Below are 17,733 nucleotides of genomic sequence, written 5' to 3'. Positions count from 1 at the left end.
ATGGCATGGAAGGGGTCAGGGGTTCGAATCCCCTCAGCTCCACAGGTTTCCGCAGGTCAGGGCTCTGTCCGGTCGTTTCCGGCAGGGCGCTTCCGGTTGGCTGAGTGACTATCGGTCGCGCGTTGCTCCCGCTCTGGGGGGACGGATCGACCTGGACCGACCGGACCCACTCACCACGAGCGGCCGTAGGCGAGGGCGATCAATTGGGATCGGTTGGTCGCCCCCACCTTGGCCAGGATGTGGCTCACGTGGGCTTTGACGGTGCGCGGATCGATGGCCAGGTGGGCCGCGATTGTCTGGTTGCACTCGCCGCGGGCCAGTAGCCCGAGGACTTCCAGCTCACGTGCTGTCAGGTCGTCGAGATCGAGGCCGGCGTAGGCCTGGAGTGGTTCGGGGCGGCGCGCGACGACCGAGCGCACGTGCTCCCCGACCACGGCCAGCCGCTCCTGCAACGTCTGCTGCTGACTGCGGACACGTTCGACGAGAACCGCCCGCTCGTAGGCGAAGCTGAACTCGCTGGCGAAGGCGCTGATCAGGTTGAGGTCACTCTCGTTGCAGGGCCGGCCCCCGCCGCCGTGATCGCAGTGAAATAGCCCGACAACGCGACCTGCCGCGGTGATCGGCGCCGCGACGTAGGAGGTCGAGTCACTCAAGCGGACCATGTCGTGGTTGTCGCGGCGGGCTGTGGAGATGAGGTCGGCGCGGCGTTCGGTGACGACGTGGGCCAGCGAGAGCTCGCGCAGGGAGATGTCGCCGTCGGCCCAGGTCCGGAACCACCGCTCGCCGCGGGCCTCACCGTTGGCGAGCCACGGACGGCAGTGGCCGTCGTCGACACGGGAGATCAGGACGCGTTCGAACCGGCAGCTGTCCCGGGCGTCGGCGCAGACGCGCTCGATGAGAGTGGTGGTGCTCGTCGAGCCCTGTAGGCCGCGCAGGGAGGTGCGAAAGTCGGCCAGCTGCTGAGTGCGCTCGACGGACTGACGGCGATAGAGGTCGAGTGCTCGCTGCTGCAGGTCGGCGGCCAGGGCGCCGAGGGCTGCCGCCCGTTCACCATCGACCTGCTCGACCTCGAGGAAGTGGGATATCTCCTGAACCACCGCGAGGACGTCGATCGCGACATCGGTCCCTGCCAATTCGGTCAGCACTGTGGTCGCGCGGCGCGTGATCTCGTCGGCGCGATCCACAGGGAAAATGACGGGTGGAGGCAGCACCGACCGCGCGGACTGACCGGGCGCGTTCATGGTGTCCCCGCCGAACCGACAGTCCGGCCCAGGTACACACAGGCTGCCTCGGCGCGGCTCCCGACCCGCAACTTGCGCATGATCGACGTCATGTGGCTCTTAATCGTCGCCTCGCCGAGGACCAGGTGTGACGCGACCTCGGAATTACGCCACCCCCGGGCGACCAGATCCAGCACGTCCAATTCCCTGGCGGTCAGCGCCGCGCCGGCCACGGTCCGGGACGCCGGCCCGGTCCCGTGGTGCGCTGGGGGCACGGCCGGGACCAGAGTGTGCAGGAGCGTAGGATCGGACACGAGCTCGTCGACAATCCGTGACGCTTCGGCCAAAGCCAGCTGGATCCTGTCGCGCTGCTCGGTCAACGCCTGGCGGCGCCGCAGGTGCTCCAGCTGGTAACCGAGGCCCGTCGCGAACTCGGCGAGGAGGTCGCGTTCCCGCCGGCTCGGCGCAGCCGTCGTCGGCCACCGGTCGGCGTGCACGAACCAGGCGACATGCCCGGCCGCGAGAACCGGGGCGACGGCGTACCCACCGGATCCGGTGAGCTGGACGAAAAGAGGGTTGGCCGCGGGGTCGGTCGCGCTCGCCACATGGGCGGACCGGGTGCGGAGCACTTTGCGCTCGACGTGCGTCCCGAGCGGGAGAGATTTGCCGCCGGGCCCGGCGATGTCCGTAGCCGCGCGGGTTTCCGGTTCGACGATCGCGAGCAGCGACCACGTTGCGCCTCGCACCTCGGAGATGAAAACCCGGTCCAGGCCGCAGCAGGCGCTGGCGGCTGACGCGGCCGCTTGCGGCAGGGCCGCCAGGGACTCGCACCGCGCCAGCAGGTCCAGTTGGTCGTAGAGGGCCGCGAGGTCTCCGGACTCCTGGTGCGAGATCCGCTCGAGGAGGTCGCCTCGGGCCGTGGCCAGCATCGCGAGCATGGCCACTAGTTCGCCGGTGGCCCGGGCATCGGCGGGCGCGCAGCGAACCTGCGCCCGGATCTCGCCGCTGACGGCCTCGATGCGGTCGTCGAACTCGGCTTCCCGCAGCACCGCGTCCGGTGAGGTTCGGACCTCGTGGCACACCTGCCGCACGCGGCCCGCGAGGGCAGTCATGGTGCGCATCACTATCGCGCCAGGGCAGGTGAGCGTCAAGAGATCCCAGGCGACCGCGACTCCCGGCGGACGGGGTTCCGACCTTGGGCCGATGTGCTTCCGGGTTCTCGGGACCAGGCTTGGGGGATCCCCGAGCCCCCAGGAAGGGCGGCACCAGTGAACGTCTCCAAGGAAAGCCACATCGAGCGTCATGTTCTCGGCCCGCAGGTGAATTATCTCGGCGAGCAGGCGTACCCCGCTTTTTCGTTCGTGGACGTCACCCGCGCTGGAAACACGCTGTACTGCACCGGTGTGACCCCGACGCGGGGCACCCAGGACGAGAAGGTGTGGCCCTACAACCTGGAGGTCGTCTCCCCGGGGAACTTCCGGGAGCAGTACGACTGGGTGCTGGGCACCCTGGGCCGGATGCTCGAGCTGGCCGGAGCCCGTTTCCCGCAGGACGTCGTCAACGTCAACGTCTACACGACGGACATGCTCGCCCTCAACGAGTGCACGGACGTCTACGCCAAGTACTTCGGCGAGGCCTGGCCGGCGTTGACCTACCTTCAGGTGGCCGGGCTGTGGCATCCCGAGCAGATGGTCGAGTGCAACGCCGTCGCCGTGCTTCAGGACTGACGTTCCGTCACGAGCAGGAGGGCGCCATGTCGCACAAACATTCGATCGAGATGACCGAGGACGAACGCGAGGCGGCGGTTGTCCGCGCCCGGGAACTCGCTCCTGAGTTCCATGAGGCGGGTCCTGCCGCAGACAGCGACAACGCATTGCAGGTGCACCTGGCCGCCCTGTACAAGGACGCGGGCCTGGTCGATGTCGCCGTGCCTAAACGCTACGGAGGTCAGGGTGGGGACATCTGGACCGTGGCGCGGATCTCCCGTGAGCTCGCCAAGGGCGACCCGGCCTGTGCTCTCGCCTTCAACATGCACCAGACGATGGTCGGCATCTTCCGCGGGCTCCTGCCCGAGGACCTCGCGAAGCGGGTCTTCACCCGGATCGCCGAGGAGAAGCTGATCGTGTGTGCGCCGTTCTCCGAGGAACGCGCCGGTGTGGTCGGGCTGGCGGACACCGTGGCCCGGCCCAACCCGGACGGAAGTTGGCGCATCTCGGGAAAGAAGACCTGGGCCACGCTGGCCGAAGCGGCCGACCTTCTCTCCTTCAACGCCGTCGTGGTCGACGACGACGGGTTGCTGCCCGACGACCCGATGACACGGGCGATGTCAGAGCTCGCTTTCGTTCTTCCCATGGACACCCCGGGGATCTCGATCGAGCGGACCTGGGACGCTATGGGTATGCGCGGTACCGGTACTCAGACGGTCGTTTTCGACGAGGCGAACGCTCCCGCAGAAGCGAACGCGGGCCCCTTCCGCAACGGCTTGTTCAACGAGTTCGAGTGGGCAGCCCTGTCCTTCTCCGGGGTTTATCTCGGCGCGATGGAGAAGGCCTACGAATTCACCCGGGGCGTCCTGCGAACCAAGTCGATGGGCGCAACGATGGAGGGGAACGACGTCGCCCTGAAAAACCTGGGCTACGTCCAGGGTGCCCTCGGCGAGATGTACGTCCTGTGCCGGCAGTCGGCCTACGTCGTGCAGCAGATGTGCGAGGACTTCATCACCGACGACATGTCAGAGTTCTCGGGATCGTTGCCGCAGCGTCTCGGAAATCTGGAGATCGGGAAGTTGACCACGACCGAGAACGCCATCAAGGTCGTCGACCTCGGCATGCGGGCCATCGGTGGCTCGGCCTACCGTCGCGGGCATCTCCTGGAGCGGCTGTACCGGGACATGCGGTCGGGACCGTTCCACGTCCTGACCACGAATCAGATCATCGACCAGCTCGGCCGCTTCGAACTAGGTCTGTTCGACCCTCCGGTGGCCGCGGCATGACGGTCCAGGTTCGGCGGGTTTCACGAGCTATCGGATGATCGTGCTCGACGGCTACCTTGGCGGGCTCGACGCTGAACCTGGGTTGTCAACGACGCGTCCTCCTGGAGGTCGTAGACCAACTTTTCGCTACGGTTCGCCCCGCTCATAACCCAGAGGGTCACAGGTTCAAATCCTGTCCCCGCTACAAAGAAGTTGCAGGTCAGGGCCATGATCACGAAAACGTGATCGTGGCCCTTGATCGTTGTACGCAGTTTGTACGCAAACTTCGGCGACACGCCCGCTCTGGGGACACGACGGCCTCGGGGCCTGGATCCCCGGCTTGTCGCCGGTAACTGCAGACAGTGGTGCACAACCGGTGGACAACGGGGTGGGACTGTCGGGAGGGAGTAGTCGTGAGCGGGATCGGCCGACGTGGTCCGCGTCTTGACGTGACTCCGCGCGACCCGGGCCCGCCGGACTTCGCAGGCCAGTGGGTGGCGGTGAGGGACGGGCGAGTGATCGCCAGTCACCCCAAGGCGTCCGAGGTCGCCAAGGCGTTACTGGCGCTGGGCGAGGACGGCGAAGGCGCTGTGCTCCAACGAGTCGCCGGGCCGGTGGAAGCCGTCGCGATCCGCATGGGCTGATCTCGCGTCCGTGCCCAGCGAGGTCTACGGGTTCTTCCCGTACACGGAGGATCAGCGTCGCAGCGGGCGGACGGTTGCGCGACCCGTGCTCGACCTGAAGGTCAACGGTTCGCGAGTGGTGAGCTGCCGCGCGCTGGTCGACACCGGTGCGCCGTGGTGCGTGTTCGACAACTCCGTCGCCCTGCTCGCCGGGATCGACATGAGCGGCCAGCGCTCTGCCGGAACCGACGAACAGATCCATTTCCTGGGCAGTAGCCCGTGGGTGCGCTTCGTCGACGTCGACCTCCAACTGCCGCCACCGTTCCAGGACCACGCGTGGAGCGCTCGCTGCGGCTTCCTGCACGATGCCGATCTCCCGGTCGCGTTGGCCGGTGTGCTCGGGCAGGAAGGGTTCTTCGACCGTTGTGTCGTCACGTTCAACATGATCGACAACTACTTCGTGGTCGAGCAGCACCAGACGTTCCAGGATCGCCTCGGCGGGCAGGGCATCGACCCGTACGAGGCCTGGCAGATCCAGAACTACGACAGCGAATGGGCGCCACCCGGGACCTGACCGCGCCGCGGTCGGGTGACTAACTGAGTGACAATCGCGCCGCTCCCCGGCAACCATCCCCGGTCACCGCCGGACGGGTGCGCTGGTGGCGAGCGCGCGGAGCCCAGGCCCGGGCGCCGGTCGGTGTAGATGGCATGGAAGGGGTCAGGGGTTCGAATCCCCTCAGCTCCACGAGACTCCGGCGATCTGTGTTCGCGAAGAGCGCGAACCGGGTCACCTCGTCGTTTCATCGCGCCGCTTCGCGCTCGCTTAGCTCGCACACGGTCGGCGTGCGTCTTCGGATGTAGCAGCAGAGGTCGCGACGCCGGCGGTCTGCGGTCGATGCCGGGAGCCGACGGCAGGCACGCCGAGGTCCTTGAGCAGCGTCGCGCACATGTGCCGCATGTCGTGCGGGCGTAGGTCGGGCAATTCCGCTGTCCGGCAGAGCCGCTCGAAGCTGCGGTTGACGTTGCGCGGCTCGATGAGGTTGCCCATGGAGGTCGTCATGACCAGCCCGGAGTCGACCCAGAACAACCCGGCGAGATCGCGGTCGAGAGCCTGGCGTTCGCGTTGCTTGTCCAGGACTTCTGCGACGGGGTGGAGCAGCGGCAGGGTGCGACGGCTGGCGTGGGACTTGGGCGGCCCGTGGATCAGCTCTCCGCGGATGCGTTGCAGTTGGTTGCCGATCCGGATGACCCCGGAGTCGGTGTCGATGTCCGGCCGGCGCAGGCCGAGGACCTCGCCGCGGCGCAGTCCGTAGTACGCCATGAGCATCAGGGTGGGATGGAGCGGATCCTCGCGGGAGCTTTCGAGGAAGTGCCGGACTTGGTCCACATTCCAGAGCGGGCGAACGGTCAGCGGCGTCGAGGGCAAGGTGACGAGCTGGGCAACGTTGCGGACGATGATCTCCTCGCGCATCGCGCGATTCAGCGCGGCGGCAAGGGTCGCGACCATCGTGTGGACAGTGGTCGGGGTACTGCCGGCGGCGAGGCGGCCGTTGGCGAAGCGCTGGCAGTCGGCCACCGTGAGCCGGTCCAGGCGCTTGTCGCCCAGGTGCGGGGCGATGTGCACCCGGACCATCGACTCGTACTTGGCATAGGTCGCGGGCCGACGCGCAGTCCGCGATGCGCGGGGACTGGACCATCGCCTACCGCAAGTACGTCGGCCCACTCGGCACCTACCAACCCAACAGCCCCGGCTGAACCCCGGACCGCCTCGAAGGTGACCCCCTTCAACTATGGGCGCGGGACTGGCCCGCCGTCGAAGGCGTCATCGGCCGGTTCAGGACCGGGGGAGTGTCTGACGGTACGTCAGGCGTTGGCGTGACGGACGCGCCAGGCGGCACCGCACGTCGGTCCGCACCGTCCTGCGGGCAGACCAGCACAACGAACTTGCCTGCCATTCGGCCAGCACCAACAAGCCCGAAACACACTCGGGGCGGGTCAGGCCCACGGATCAGGTCAAGGGCCCGCGGCACTGCTCAGGACGGCCCGGACGAGCCGGTGCATGTGCCCGGAGGTGGCGCGCCGGCTGAGCCGCGCGTCGCGGCGGAGGATCTTCCAGGTGAGCACGTCGGTGGCCACGGTCAACAGCTCGACGAGCTCTGCGCGGTCGGCCCGGCCGTCGAGTTGGGGGGCGAAGACCTCCTCGACCCAAGCGCGGTGGAACTTGCGCCCGATCGTGACCACGCGCCGGGCCAGGTCCTCGGTGTGTTCGACGGCTTGCAGGCGTACCGCCCAGTCGCCGGTCCGTTCGTAGGAGCCGACGATGACAGCGACCGCGGCCCCGACATCACCGACCGGTGCCGTCCGCTCGCCCCGCACGCGAACGACCTCCAGATCCCAGGCGGCCTCGAACAGGGCATCCTTCGTGCCGAAGTGACGCAGCACGGTCTGGACGCTGACGCGCGCCCGCTCGGCCACGTCGGTCAGCGCGATCTGGACCGACAGCTGTTCGTAGGAAAGTTGGTTCACCGCGTCCAGGATCCGCTGCCTGGTCTCGGCTGTGGACTCCGCGCGGGCCCGCATCGTGTAGCTACGCGTCATTTGGAGTTGACTCTAGCCCACTCGAAAGCGTAATTTCGTGCGAACAGGCGCTCACGTCAAAATGGTGGGCGGTGAGACCGTTGACGCTACGACCGCGGCGTTTCCTGATGGTCACCTGGGACGGTGGGAGCAACCGAGCCGCATCGGGTCTTGCTGTTCTGCCGGCCGCGGACCGCTTCCTCAGCCGCGCTGAGGGGGTTCGACAAGTTCATCGCAACCCACTCCCGAGGAGGGATCATCGTGACCACACCGGCGGATCGGGCCGTGCGAACTGCGCGTTCGATCGAGAGCACCACCAAGGCGCAGGCCTTCGAGCTGCGCGCGGCGGAGATCGTGGCCTGGACCGAGCTGTTGGCAAGCCTCGGCCCGGACGACTGGTCGCGACCGACCCCGTGCACGTTGTGGGACGTCAAGGACATCGTCGGGCACCTGTGCGGGCACGCCGAGGAGGACCTGCGTCCCTGGTTGTTCCCGCTGCGTGATCGACGCGCGGCCCGCCGTCACCCGCAGATGTCCTACATCGACGCCCACATGCAGGTCCAGGTCGAGGAGCACTTGGGGATGACCCCCGCGCAGGTGTACGAACGGTTCGTACGCGTGTGGCCGCGCGCCAACCGTCGGTTGCGCCGGGTCCCGGGCATCGTCCGGCGGCTGCGGGTGCCCACGGGTCTGACCCAGCCGTCGAAGGTCTCGATCGCCTACCTGCACGACGTGATCCATGCCCGCGACCTGTGGATGCACCGCGACGACCTCTGCCGGGCGATCGGCACGACGTTCGCACCCGGCACGCACACCCCCGACGTGGTCGAACAGGTTCTGCGTGACCTCGACGAGCACTGGCCCGGCCCCACCGTGATCCTGGAGCTCACCGGTGCAGCCGACGGTGCGTGGCAACTGGGCATCGGGGCGCCGGTGGCCACTGTCCGCGCGGACGCCGTGTCATACATGCGTGCCCTGGCCGGGCGCGACAGCGATCCAGCGGCACAGGTCGTCACCGGCGACCCCGCGACTGCCGCTCTCGTCACCGCCGCCCGCGTCCTGTTCTGAGCATCCGACCCGAGCCCGATCGCGTCGATTGCCGACGGGCGTGCCGCCGCCGCTACAGCCGGATGTATCGGATCCGATTCACGGCGGCAGAGGATCCTCCGCCGAGAGTCGGCGCCTGCCTTACGAGGCCGTCAGTTCTTCCCCGGGGGCTTGCTCGGCGTGCCGACGTGATCCGCACGTGATATTCCTGTGATGCATGCATTCTGCTACCACGAATCGCGTCCACGACCTTGCAGATCCGCGACGTCCCCGGATGACGCTCTGGATGGAGCGGTACCGAGCCGATTGAGCTTGTCGAAGGATCTCCAGGGGTCTACGTCGAGGGACGGAGCCGAATCACTCGATGGACAGACGGCTGATCTGGTGCGCGTGGACCGCGTAAAGGAAGGGGCCGGGGTCAGCGCACGCAGCGACCATGCGGCCGACGTTGTCGAGGAACCGCTGGGCCATCTCGGCTGCGCGGAAGTTGCCGCTCGTCAGGACGAAGGCGCGGACTCCGGCGTCGCGCAAGGCGGCTCGCTCCTCCCCGCGGCGCCGGATCCGGTCGTCCTTCATCAGCACAGCCCAACCCGCCGCTCCAGCCATGTACAGCCACTCCTGGTCCGCAACCGACTCGTCGGCGGGAATGCCGTAGTGCTCGGCGAGGGTGGTCAGGTCCAGGCCACCGGCCCGAAGCAGCCCCGGGACCTGGATTCGTCCGAGGCTACGGTCGAGGAAGAGGTGCGGCAGCCCCTCGGGATGACCGCTATGCGGCGCGGAGGGCGACACGGACGGCGTCCTCCAGTTCTGGGAGCGGTACGCCGTATTCCTCGCTGACAACCCGCAGCGGTTCTCCGGATCGGAACATCGCGAGCACGTCTTCCAGACGCGCGCCGCCGCTGGTGAAGATCGGTTGGCCGAATCCGCGGTCGGGGTCCGCGACGATCTGTGCGGTCCCGTACCGCGGCAGCCGGATCAGCCGCGCATAGCCCTTCGTGTCGAACTCGACGCCACGCAGGTAGGTCTCGACGACCTCGGCAAACACCCGCTGACCGTGTCGGACCACCACGAGCTCGCGGACGGAGCGTCCCTCGGGAGTGTCGCCAGTGCGCTCCGCGTAGTCGTAGAGGACCTCCGCGCCGTCCGTGAAAAGCCGCTTGGAGGCGAGAACGTGCTCGAAGCCCAACTCGTCCTGCAGCAGCGCCAGCGCGGGCCGAATGCGCTGCAGGGGCACCCCGGCCTCGCGGATCGCGGCGAGGACAAGACCTTCGGCAAGACCGATGAATGGGACGCTCGCCTGACCCCGGGGGGCGGGGGCGAACGTGACCACCGGTGCCCCGACCGAGGTGATGCCCCCGGGTCGATCCCGGGTGTAGCCCCGACCCCAGGTCGCGAATGTCGAGGTGGGCACGCCGACGAATCGCGCAGCCTCAGCGACGGTGTAAAGCGGGGCGTTGAAACGCTGACTCAGGTCTGCCATCTCAGCCTCCTCCCGACACCATCCGTGCGCGCACAGTGTCCCTCACCGGACCCACAGAACGCCGGAACAACCCGGCGCCCGTGAGACCCAGTGAGCGCTGGTTGAGCGGCCACGAGGCCCCGATTTCGGGCCTCCGTCATGTCGGGGCTGCGGATTCACGCAGTGCCGAACGGGTTGTCGATAGCAATCTTCCAGCCGTCGCTGCCGCGACGGGCGACGTCGGATGCAGAACCCCGCAGGTCGACCGGTGAGCCGTCCGGGCCCGCGCCCGAGATCACCCAATCGGCGACGACGAGGCCGACATCGCCGGCTTCGATGCTGTGCCGGACCTCGACGTGGATCGGCAGCTTCAGTGCCAGGAATTGGCGCAGGGCGGCCCGTACGTCTCCGGCCGCGGTGAGCACGGTGCCGGGCTGCGGTACGAAGGCCGCGCCCTGCTCGCACAGCGCCAGCATGCCGTCCAGGTCCCGGGCGTTGAAGCGAGCGGCCCAGGTGGGGTGCAGATCGGTCAGTTCGGTGATCACGGTCGGTCTCCTCACAGCCCGTTGACGAATGACTCGATCGCGGCGGCGGTCTCGGTCGGCGTTTCGATGTTGGAGAAGTGACTGCGCCCGGACACCCGTTGCACGTCGAACCACGGGTGCCGCGTGCCGAAGTCCTGCTGCGCCGCCAGGTACGCGTCGTCGGTCGGTTGTGCGTAGACGTGCAGGAACGGCGCCGGGTCCTCGGCGAGTGCGGCGACCGGCGACCCCTGCCGCGCGAAGTCAGCGGCGATCTCCCGGCCTGCGCGGGACCACATCTCGAAGCTGTATTGCCCCATGCGGTCCACAAAGGCGTGCACCGCGGTGGACGCGACGCCCGTCGTCCACATCTGGAACAGCGCGCCGCGCACCTGCTCCCACTGCGCGGGATCCTGCAACCCAGCCAGGGCGCCCATGAAGGGCGGAGGCGGGCCGAGCACCATCCAGTCCAGCGACACGATGCCGGGCACCCGCTCGATGCCGAGTCGGCGCTGCAGCTCGATCGCGACCCAGCCGGCGTGTGACTGGGCCACCGGGACCACTCGTTCCAGGCCGGCCGCTTCGACGACCGTCAGCGCGTCGTCGAGCAGGTCTGCGGAGCCGAAGTCCGCGACGTTCCGCGCCGAGCCGCCGTGGCCCCGCCAGTCCAGCGCGACACAGGTGCGGTGCCGGCCGGTCAACGCCAGCAGATCGTGGAAGCCGGCGCGGTCGGTGCACCAGCCGGGCAGCATCAGCAGTGCCGGCCCCCCGTCGCCCACTCGGTCGTATGCGATCCGCACCTTGGTCGCCGTCGTCATGTCGTTCTCCTTGTTGGCCCGTTGCCTGACAAGGAGGACTCTCGTCGTGGCGCGAGGCCAGGACATGGGGGTGACCCGACACTCAACCGACGGGTTCCCCCACTTATCCCCCACCGGTACGGGCGGCGAAGGCGACCAGTTCTGTGCGGGTGCGCAGATCGGTCTTCGCGGTCAGGTTGGCGATGTGCCGCTCGACGGTGCGCGGCGACAGGAACAGGCGCCCCGCGATCTCGTTGTTGCTCAGCCCCCCGCCGAGAAGCGCGAGCACCTCGGCCTCACGCTCGGTGACGCCGTGCTCCCGCAGCACCAACGGGACGCCGGAACCCGCGCGCCGCCGCGGCACCGGTGCACCCGCCTTACCGAGCAAGGAGCGGCAGGCCGCGACGAGCTTGCGTTGGCCGTGCTCCTCGAACTGGGCCAGCGCGGGCACCAACCACGCGGCCGGCTCGCCCCACCCGTCGGCAATGGCAGCCTCGGCGACGAGCCGGCGCCCGAGGTTGCGGTACCAGGTCAGGTTCTCGAGCACCTCGTCACCGGCGGCGAAGGACGCCAGGGCAGCCTCGTGGCGGCCGGCCCGGCCCGCCGACACCGCCTCGGCAAGGTGGACCAACCCACGAACCAACGATTGGGCGGCGGCCCCGGATGCCCGGACCTCGGCGCACGCCGCTTCGCCGTCGCGGTCCTCGACCGCGCACACGAGTGCCCACAGGCCGCGCGGGGGCATCGCAGGGCTGGCGGGGCTCGTCCGGAGCAGGTCCATCATGGTGTCCAGTTCGCGCAGCGCGCGCCGGCGGTTCTCGTCAATGAGCGAGAGCTCCGCCCGGCACAGTCCCCACATGAGCCCGGCGACGACGACGTTGTCGCCCGCGACCGTCATCGCCTCCTCGACGAGGGACTGCATGCGCGCGCGGCGGCCGAGGCGGCCCTGCGCGGCGGCCTCGCCGACCAGGCTGATGGCGAGCAGTTCGTGCATCTGCAACCACCGTGCCGCTTCGCTCGCGCGCCGGCACGCGGCGATCGCATCCTCGTTGTCGAAGTTGTAGGTGAACCAGGCGCCCAGGTGCAGGTCGATCTGGGCGACGGTCACCAGCGCACCCGTCGAGGTCGCGAGTTCTCGCGCCAGATTCAGCTGACGGGGCGGACGCATCGTCATGAAATCGATCGTCCCGACCTCGAACAGTGCCCGGATCCGCAGCAGCTCCAACCCGTGGAGCGCAGCGACGTTGCCCGCGTCCAGGTACGCCTGCTCGGCACGGTCGACGTCGGTCGTACGTGCGCAATGACCGATCAGCAGCAGGGCTTCACAGGCGAGCTCGGGCAGACCGAGCCGGTCGGCGTCGGAGCGCACGGACCGTGCCAGCGCGCCGGCCTCTTCGAGATCGCCGCGGCCGTAGGCGATCTGAGCGGCAGTCACATCCACCGCGGCAGACAGGCCCGGATCTGCGGCTCTCGCAGCGAAGTCGCGCGCCAGGGTGAGGTGACGTTCGGCCACGGCCCAGCGGGTGGCCGCCGCGGCGACCCCGGCCAGACGCGCGTGGACGGCTCCCACCCGGCCCGGCGGCGCGCCGAGGGCAGCCAACGATTCGATGAGGACATCTCCGAGCTCGAGGGCCGGATCGACCTTGCCTGCCCCGGCGAGTGCCTCGCACAGCGCGTCCATCGCGTTCGCCTCGGACGCGGGATCATCGGCCACCCGTCGGGCGTGGGCGAAGGCCTCCTCGGCGCTGGTGAGAGCACCGCGGGCCAGCGATCTGCGACCGGAGGAGATGAGCAGCTCGCTCGCCCGGCCGTCGCCTGCGCGCTCAGCGAGGCGAGCAGCCAGGTCGCACCACTCCCCCCGCAAATCGGGATGCGCCGCGGTGATCGCGTCCAGCGCGCGCCGGGCGAGTTCGGACCACTGTGCGGGCAACAGCCGCTCCAGGACGGCGTCGCGAGTCAGCGCGTGCCGGAATTGCACCGCTCCCAATCGCGTCGGGTCGGCGACCAGCAGTTGCGCGTCGACCCCGGCACGCAGGGCGTCCAGCACGACCTCGGCCGGTTCACCGGTCACATCGCAAAGCAGCGTCCAGTCGAAGCGTCTGCCGAGCACGGCGGCCGTGACGAGAATGCGTGCGGCGTTGCCCAGCGACGCGAGCCGGTGCTCGACGCTGTCGGACACGGTGCGGGGCACCTGCGGCTCGAGGTTCCCGGCCACGGCCCAGCCGGCACCGTCGTCCACGAGCGCGCCCGCCTGGACGGCCCCGGCAAGCAGCTCCTCGACGAAGAAGGGCACGCCGTCGGCGCTCGCCGCGAGCAACGCCTGCACCGACTCCGGGACGTCGGCGCTCGCCAGGCAGGCGCGCGCCATCTCGTCGGTGTCGGCAGGGGTCAACCGCGCCAGCCGCGCCACCGACACCGCCCGCCGCGCAGCCAGGACGTTGACCAGGTCGACGGCAGGGCCCGCCGGCTCCGAGCGCACGGTGCACACCAGCATCACCGGTTCGGACGCGAGGTTCTCGCAGAGGTACTCGACGATGGTCAACGTCTCGGGATCGGCCCACTGCAGGTCCTCGAGAATGAGCAGGCAGCCACGTCCGCGCCCGATCGCCCGCAGCAGCCGCACGATCGCTTCGGCGAGCACGACGACGGACTCGTCGATCGCGGAGAATTCCCCTTGGCGCCACTGCGGCAGCAGACGCGCCAGCGAGCTGCGGAACGGCGTCAGCTCGGCCGGCTCGGGCAGGTCCTGGTCGCGGAAATAGGACAACAGCGCCTCGGACAGCGGGCGGAAGGCCACCGTGCCGGACGGCTGGGTCGCCCGTCCCAGCAGCACCGGCAGCCCGAGTCCGCGGGCTGCGTCGAACGCCTCCCGGACGAGCCGCGACTTTCCGATCCCAGCCTCACCCAGGATGAAGGTCGCCGAGCCGCGTGCTGACATCGCCTCGCGGATCGCGCCGTTCAGTTCGCGCAGCTCGCGGTCGCGTCCGATGACCGTCGGGCAGAGCAAACCGCGCACGGGACGAGTATCGCGCGAGGCACAAGGCGTTGGCCGACGCGATTCGGCCGCCTGACGCAACCACGGGCGGGGTTGAAACAGCTGAGGCGACAAATCGGGCGCCGGGTGTCCCACCCGTTTCAACTATGCCCAGGGGTTGCTCGGCGGCCAGGTTCCGCTGAGCGCGACCCGTTGCCACGGACAGAACGGCGGTGGACTGTTCCTCGCCGAGTTCCACGCTCCGCGCGGCCACGGAGCGCCGCTGCACGTGCACGCCGGCGCGGACGAGATGTTCTACGTGCTGAACGGCCAACTCACGGTCGAATTCGCCGGCGAGCAGCGCACGGTCACGGACGGGGGTTTCGTCTTCGGCCCACGCAATGTCGAGCACCGCTTCCGCGTCGACTCCGAGGAGGCCCACTTCCTGTTGTTGACCACCCCCGCGGGTTTCGAGGACTTCGTCCGGGCGGCCGGCGAACCGGCGACATCCCCCGGGCTGCCCGCGCCGAGCGCTCCTGACATCGACCTGCTGATGCGGGCAGCGGCCGAGAACGGCATCCAGATCATCGGGCCACCGCTGGAAGATCCGCCCCTGTAGCCCAGCATCATCGACGTGGTCGACTGCGCGCATCAGAAGGGTCAGTCCCGAAGCATCCGGGCAAGGGTCTGCAGCAGCGTCCAGGAGATGGCCGCATTGCTCTGCACCAGCGGCCGGAAGTCCCACAGCGTGATCCCTCGGCAGACCAGCTCGCCGTCCGCGGTGACGGTGGCCGATCGGACGCCCTGATCCAGCAGCGCAATCTCGCCGAAGTAGTCACCCGGGCCCAAGGTCCGTCGAAACGCACCCTGCACAGTCACCGTTGCCGTTCCCGAATCGATCAGATAGAACGCCGCGGCCTCGGAACCCTCCTTGGCGACGGTCTCGCCGGGCGCGAACACCCGCGCCGTGAACAGCCGCGCGATGGCGTCGCGATCGGGCGCGGCGAGCTCGGAGAACAGCGGCACGTGCACGATTGATTCGCCCAAGGACGCCGGTTCGGCCGGTGCCGCCGCCGGCACGGAGCCTGCGGAGCTCGTGATCGCCCGGCACTGCAGCAGGTAGAGCGCACCGCCGGTGAATGCCCACTCGATGTCCCGCCCCGGGCCGTATACCTGCTCGCACCGCTCGGCCAACGCGGCCAGGGCGTGCAGTTGCTCGTCGCCCAGGCACAGTGTTTCCCGCATCGCGCCGGCGATCGGTTCGTCGACCGTGCCGCCTTCGGGGGCGGGGCGGATCGCGATCTTCTTGAAGCCCGGCGTACGTTCCAGCACCTCGCCGCCGCGGGTCACCCGGAAGGAGTCGGGAATGACCCGGCCCGCCACGACCGCCTCGCCCAGACCCCAGTTCGCCTCGATCAGGCACTCGTCCGCGTCGTTGATCGGGTTGCGGGTGAACATGACGCCCGCGGTGTCGGGCGCGAGTAACGACTGCACGACGACGCCGACGCTCGGCCGCTCGAACACGCCGAGCCGCTTGCGGTAGGTGATGGCCGAGTCGGAATTGGCCGACCACCAGACCTCGCGCACCGCCTGTTCCACGTCGTCGACCGACCGCACGTTGAGCACGGTCAGGTGCTGACCGGCGAAGCTGGCGCCGGCGGAGTCCTCGCCAACGGCCGAGGAACGCACCGCGACCGGCATCGGCAGCGAACGCACGGCATCACGCAACGCAGCCGTCGCCCCGGCCACACCGGCCGCGATCTCGTCGACCTCGGCGCCGGGCAGGGCGACGCCCGGCGGGACCGGCAGCCCGGCTCGCAGCGCGTCGCCCAGACCCACCGCCTTAGCGCCGTACAGCGCCTCGCTGTCTGTCTCGACCAGCGGGACTATCCCGGTCAACCGAGCACCGTGACCTCACCCTTGTCACCGTCCACCCGCACGCGGGCACCATCCGGGATCCGCTCGGTCGCGTCGCGGGTGCCGACGACCCCCGGAATGCCGTACTCCCGGGAGACGAGTGCTGCGTGCGAGAGCGCCCCGCCGCTGTCGGTGATGATCGCCGTGAGCAGCGGCAGCAGGACATTGAAGGCCTCGGTGGTCGCCTCGGTGAGAAGGACGTCGCCCTTCTGAATGCGGTTGAAATCCGCCGGCCCGGCGACGCGCCGGACGATCCCTTCCCGCACGCCGGAGCTGGCCGCAAGGCCACGGATCACCGTGGCCTCGTGCTCCTCCTGCGAGCTGCCGAACATCTCGCTCATCGCGATCCCCACCGCAGCCATCAGGCGCTGCATCGGGGGCGGGAGCTGGGACGGGTCCGGCGGCGCCATCGGAGCGTCACCGATGTGCATCGGCGCGTCCTTGGCTGTGTACGTCTGGTGGTACGTGAGGCGGGCCGCCAGCTCGTCGGCGGTCGGCGCCGCCGATCCTTCGAGCACCGCGCACATCTCCTCGATGTCCGCGAAAACGAAGTGTTCGGCATCGTGCAGTCGCCCGCGCTCGGTGAGGCGACGGCCGGCGGCCATCGCGGCGCGGCGCATCAGTCCGGACGCCCAGATGTCGCTGTAGACGCCGCGCTCGTCGCGCACCGAGTAGCCGATGCGCGCCTCCGTCAGGAGGTCGTCGAAGGACTCGCGGTGCTGCTCGGGAACGTGGCTGCGGACTTCCGCGACCTGCGCGGCCGTGTCCACCTCGACGCCGATCTCGTCGATGGCGGTTGTGATGGAGCGCAGGAGGACCTCGGGCATCTCCAGTGCGTAGCGGCCTGAGATGTCGAAGCCGTCGAGCAGGCGACAGCCGACGAAGTCGAGGTAGTCGTTCAGCGCCCGGCCGGTCGCCGAGTCCGCACGCCGGAGGCTCTCCAGCAGTGCCCCCGGCTCGTCGCCGGAGTCGAGGGCCTTTCGCGCGGCCGGGTCAGCGCGGTAGGCCGCGACCAGGGCGGCGTGCTGCGCGGACCCGCCGCCGGAAACCAGTGACGCGCCACGCATCAGTCCGAGCAACTTCACCGTCGGCAGGCCGGTCCACGCCTGCGTCTGGACGAGGAAATCACCCGCCGGGATGACCGCGGTGCCGGTGAACGCCATGTGCTGGCGGATCATCACGGCGTGGTGCTCGCGGCAGCGGCGCAGGTGGGCCACCAGCGCGTCGTCGGTCAGTTGATCGGGGTCGATCGCCTGGATCTCCCGGTGGGCCCGCACGGAGTTGGGCTTGCGGACCTGCTCCCACTCCGTCGCCTGGTCACGCCACCCTTTTTGCTCGAACACCTCCGCGGCCCGCGCCAGGCGGCCCGGGAACTCCTCCGGCGCCACCGGCACCATCTGCGAATAGCAGAAGCCGCTCGGGTACGCGGTCAGCCTCGTCCGCAACGGGATGCCGTAGAACGCCATGAAGTCGCCGAACCCGAGGCTGAACGGCTCGGGGTGCATCTGGGCCCAATAGGCGGTTACCGGCCGGGGGAAGTGCACCGGATCGAGCTCCCACGGTCCCGGGCCGGGCGGGGTGAACGTCAGTTGCTGCTTGGACGCAGAGGTCACCGGAGTTCCTCTCT

At 69.2% G+C, this 17,733-nt stretch carries 17 protein-coding genes; 6 read left to right on the top strand and 11 right to left on the bottom strand.

The window, feature by feature from the left end; genetic code table 11:
* Positions 1–170: 170 nt before the first annotated feature.
* A complete protein-coding gene (locus VHU88_20360; GenBank protein HEX3614053.1) occupies positions 171–1,184 on the bottom strand; it encodes a LuxR C-terminal-related transcriptional regulator in 1,014 nt (337 codons plus the stop codon).
* A gap of 53 nt (positions 1,185–1,237) precedes the next feature.
* On the bottom strand, positions 1,238–2,332 hold the full coding sequence (locus VHU88_20355; GenBank protein HEX3614052.1) for a LuxR C-terminal-related transcriptional regulator: 1,095 nt from the start codon (positions 2,330–2,332) through the stop codon (positions 1,238–1,240).
* Between the two features lie 156 nt (positions 2,333–2,488).
* Between VHU88_20355 and VHU88_20350 the strand changes: the two genes are divergently transcribed.
* The 4 genes from VHU88_20350 (at position 2,489) to VHU88_20335 (ending at position 5,388) form a co-directional block, all read left to right on the top strand.
* Positions 2,489–2,947, top strand: a complete 459-nt coding sequence (locus VHU88_20350) for a RidA family protein (GenBank protein HEX3614051.1) — start codon at positions 2,489–2,491, stop codon at positions 2,945–2,947.
* Positions 2,948–2,973: 26 nt separating this feature from the next.
* Positions 2,974–4,212, top strand: a complete 1,239-nt coding sequence (locus VHU88_20345) for an acyl-CoA dehydrogenase family protein (protein HEX3614050.1) — start codon at positions 2,974–2,976, stop codon at positions 4,210–4,212.
* Positions 4,213–4,553: 341 nt separating this feature from the next.
* Positions 4,554–4,835 carry a DUF5678 domain-containing protein gene (locus tag VHU88_20340; protein ID HEX3614049.1) on the top strand — a complete coding sequence of 94 codons (282 nt, stop codon included), beginning with the start codon at positions 4,554–4,556 and terminating at the stop codon, positions 4,833–4,835.
* 10 nt (positions 4,836–4,845) lie between these two features.
* Entirely contained in the window at positions 4,846–5,388 is a 543-nt protein-coding gene (locus VHU88_20335; protein HEX3614048.1) for a hypothetical protein, read from the top strand.
* A gap of 249 nt (positions 5,389–5,637) precedes the next feature.
* On the opposite strand, the gene VHU88_20330 is transcribed toward VHU88_20335, so the two are convergent.
* Both VHU88_20330 and VHU88_20325 read right to left on the bottom strand, forming a co-directional pair.
* Positions 5,638–6,537, bottom strand: coding sequence for a site-specific integrase (locus VHU88_20330; GenBank protein HEX3614047.1), 900 nt, complete (start codon positions 6,535–6,537; stop codon positions 5,638–5,640).
* 290 nt (positions 6,538–6,827) lie between these two features.
* Positions 6,828–7,412: a TetR/AcrR family transcriptional regulator gene (locus tag VHU88_20325; GenBank protein ID HEX3614046.1), complete on the bottom strand. Its 585-nt coding sequence runs from the start codon at positions 7,410–7,412 to the stop codon at positions 6,828–6,830.
* 264 nt (positions 7,413–7,676) lie between these two features.
* Between VHU88_20325 and VHU88_20320 the strand changes: the two genes are divergently transcribed.
* The gene (locus tag VHU88_20320) at positions 7,677–8,459 is read left to right on the top strand and encodes a maleylpyruvate isomerase family mycothiol-dependent enzyme (GenBank protein ID HEX3614045.1); all 783 of its coding nucleotides are present in this window, start codon (positions 7,677–7,679) and stop codon (positions 8,457–8,459) included.
* Positions 8,460–8,795: 336 nt separating this feature from the next.
* On the opposite strand, the gene VHU88_20315 is transcribed toward VHU88_20320, so the two are convergent.
* The 5 genes from VHU88_20315 to VHU88_20295 all read right to left on the bottom strand — a co-directional run bounded on the left by VHU88_20315 (position 8,796) and on the right by VHU88_20295 (position 14,231).
* Positions 8,796–9,227 (bottom strand): hypothetical protein, encoded by a 432-nt coding sequence (locus VHU88_20315; protein ID HEX3614044.1) that lies wholly within the window; start codon positions 9,225–9,227, stop codon positions 8,796–8,798.
* Entirely contained in the window at positions 9,205–9,918 is a 714-nt protein-coding gene (locus VHU88_20310; protein ID HEX3614043.1) for a hypothetical protein, read from the bottom strand. Before VHU88_20310 ends, VHU88_20315 begins: the two co-directional genes overlap by 23 nt.
* A gap of 155 nt (positions 9,919–10,073) precedes the next feature.
* Entirely contained in the window at positions 10,074–10,442 is a 369-nt protein-coding gene (locus VHU88_20305; protein ID HEX3614042.1) for a nuclear transport factor 2 family protein, read from the bottom strand.
* Between the two features lie 11 nt (positions 10,443–10,453).
* Positions 10,454–11,236, bottom strand: coding sequence for an alpha/beta hydrolase (locus tag VHU88_20300; GenBank protein HEX3614041.1), 783 nt, complete (start codon positions 11,234–11,236; stop codon positions 10,454–10,456).
* Between the two features lie 103 nt (positions 11,237–11,339).
* A complete protein-coding gene (locus VHU88_20295; protein ID HEX3614040.1) occupies positions 11,340–14,231 on the bottom strand; it encodes an AAA family ATPase in 2,892 nt (963 codons plus the stop codon).
* A 136-nt stretch (positions 14,232–14,367) separates the two neighbouring features.
* Here VHU88_20295 and VHU88_20290 point away from each other — a divergent pair, with 136 nt between their 5' ends.
* Positions 14,368–14,808 carry a cupin domain-containing protein gene (locus VHU88_20290; GenBank protein HEX3614039.1) on the top strand — a complete coding sequence of 147 codons (441 nt, stop codon included), beginning with the start codon at positions 14,368–14,370 and terminating at the stop codon, positions 14,806–14,808.
* Positions 14,809–14,849: 41 nt separating this feature from the next.
* On the opposite strand, the gene VHU88_20285 is transcribed toward VHU88_20290, so the two are convergent.
* Positions 14,850–16,088: a PEP/pyruvate-binding domain-containing protein gene (locus VHU88_20285; protein HEX3614038.1), complete on the bottom strand. Its 1,239-nt coding sequence runs from the start codon at positions 16,086–16,088 to the stop codon at positions 14,850–14,852.
* The gene (locus VHU88_20280; protein ID HEX3614037.1) at positions 16,085–17,719 is read right to left on the bottom strand and encodes a PEP-utilizing enzyme; all 1,635 of its coding nucleotides are present in this window, start codon (positions 17,717–17,719) and stop codon (positions 16,085–16,087) included. The genes VHU88_20285 and VHU88_20280 overlap by 4 nt, the downstream gene beginning before the upstream one ends.
* Positions 17,720–17,733 lie beyond the last annotated feature (14 nt).

This window comes from Sporichthyaceae bacterium (assembly GCA_036269075.1).
Taxonomy (GTDB): Bacteria; Actinomycetota; Actinomycetes; order Sporichthyales; family Sporichthyaceae; genus DASQPJ01.
This window is presented reverse-complemented; position numbering and strand designations above follow the sequence as displayed.

Coding starts and splice junctions, on each gene's coding strand:
- VHU88_20355 (HEX3614052.1), bottom strand. CDS start 2,332: ATGACTGCCCTCGCGGGCCGCGTGCGGCAGGTGTGCCACGAGGTCCGA.
- VHU88_20345 (HEX3614050.1), top strand. CDS start 2,974: ATGTCGCACAAACATTCGATCGAGATGACCGAGGACGAACGCGAGGCG.
- VHU88_20325 (HEX3614046.1), bottom strand. CDS start 7,412: ATGACGCGTAGCTACACGATGCGGGCCCGCGCGGAGTCCACAGCCGAG.
- VHU88_20310 (HEX3614043.1), bottom strand. CDS start 9,918: ATGGCAGACCTGAGTCAGCGTTTCAACGCCCCGCTTTACACCGTCGCT.
- VHU88_20300 (HEX3614041.1), bottom strand. CDS start 11,236: ATGACGACGGCGACCAAGGTGCGGATCGCATACGACCGAGTGGGCGAC.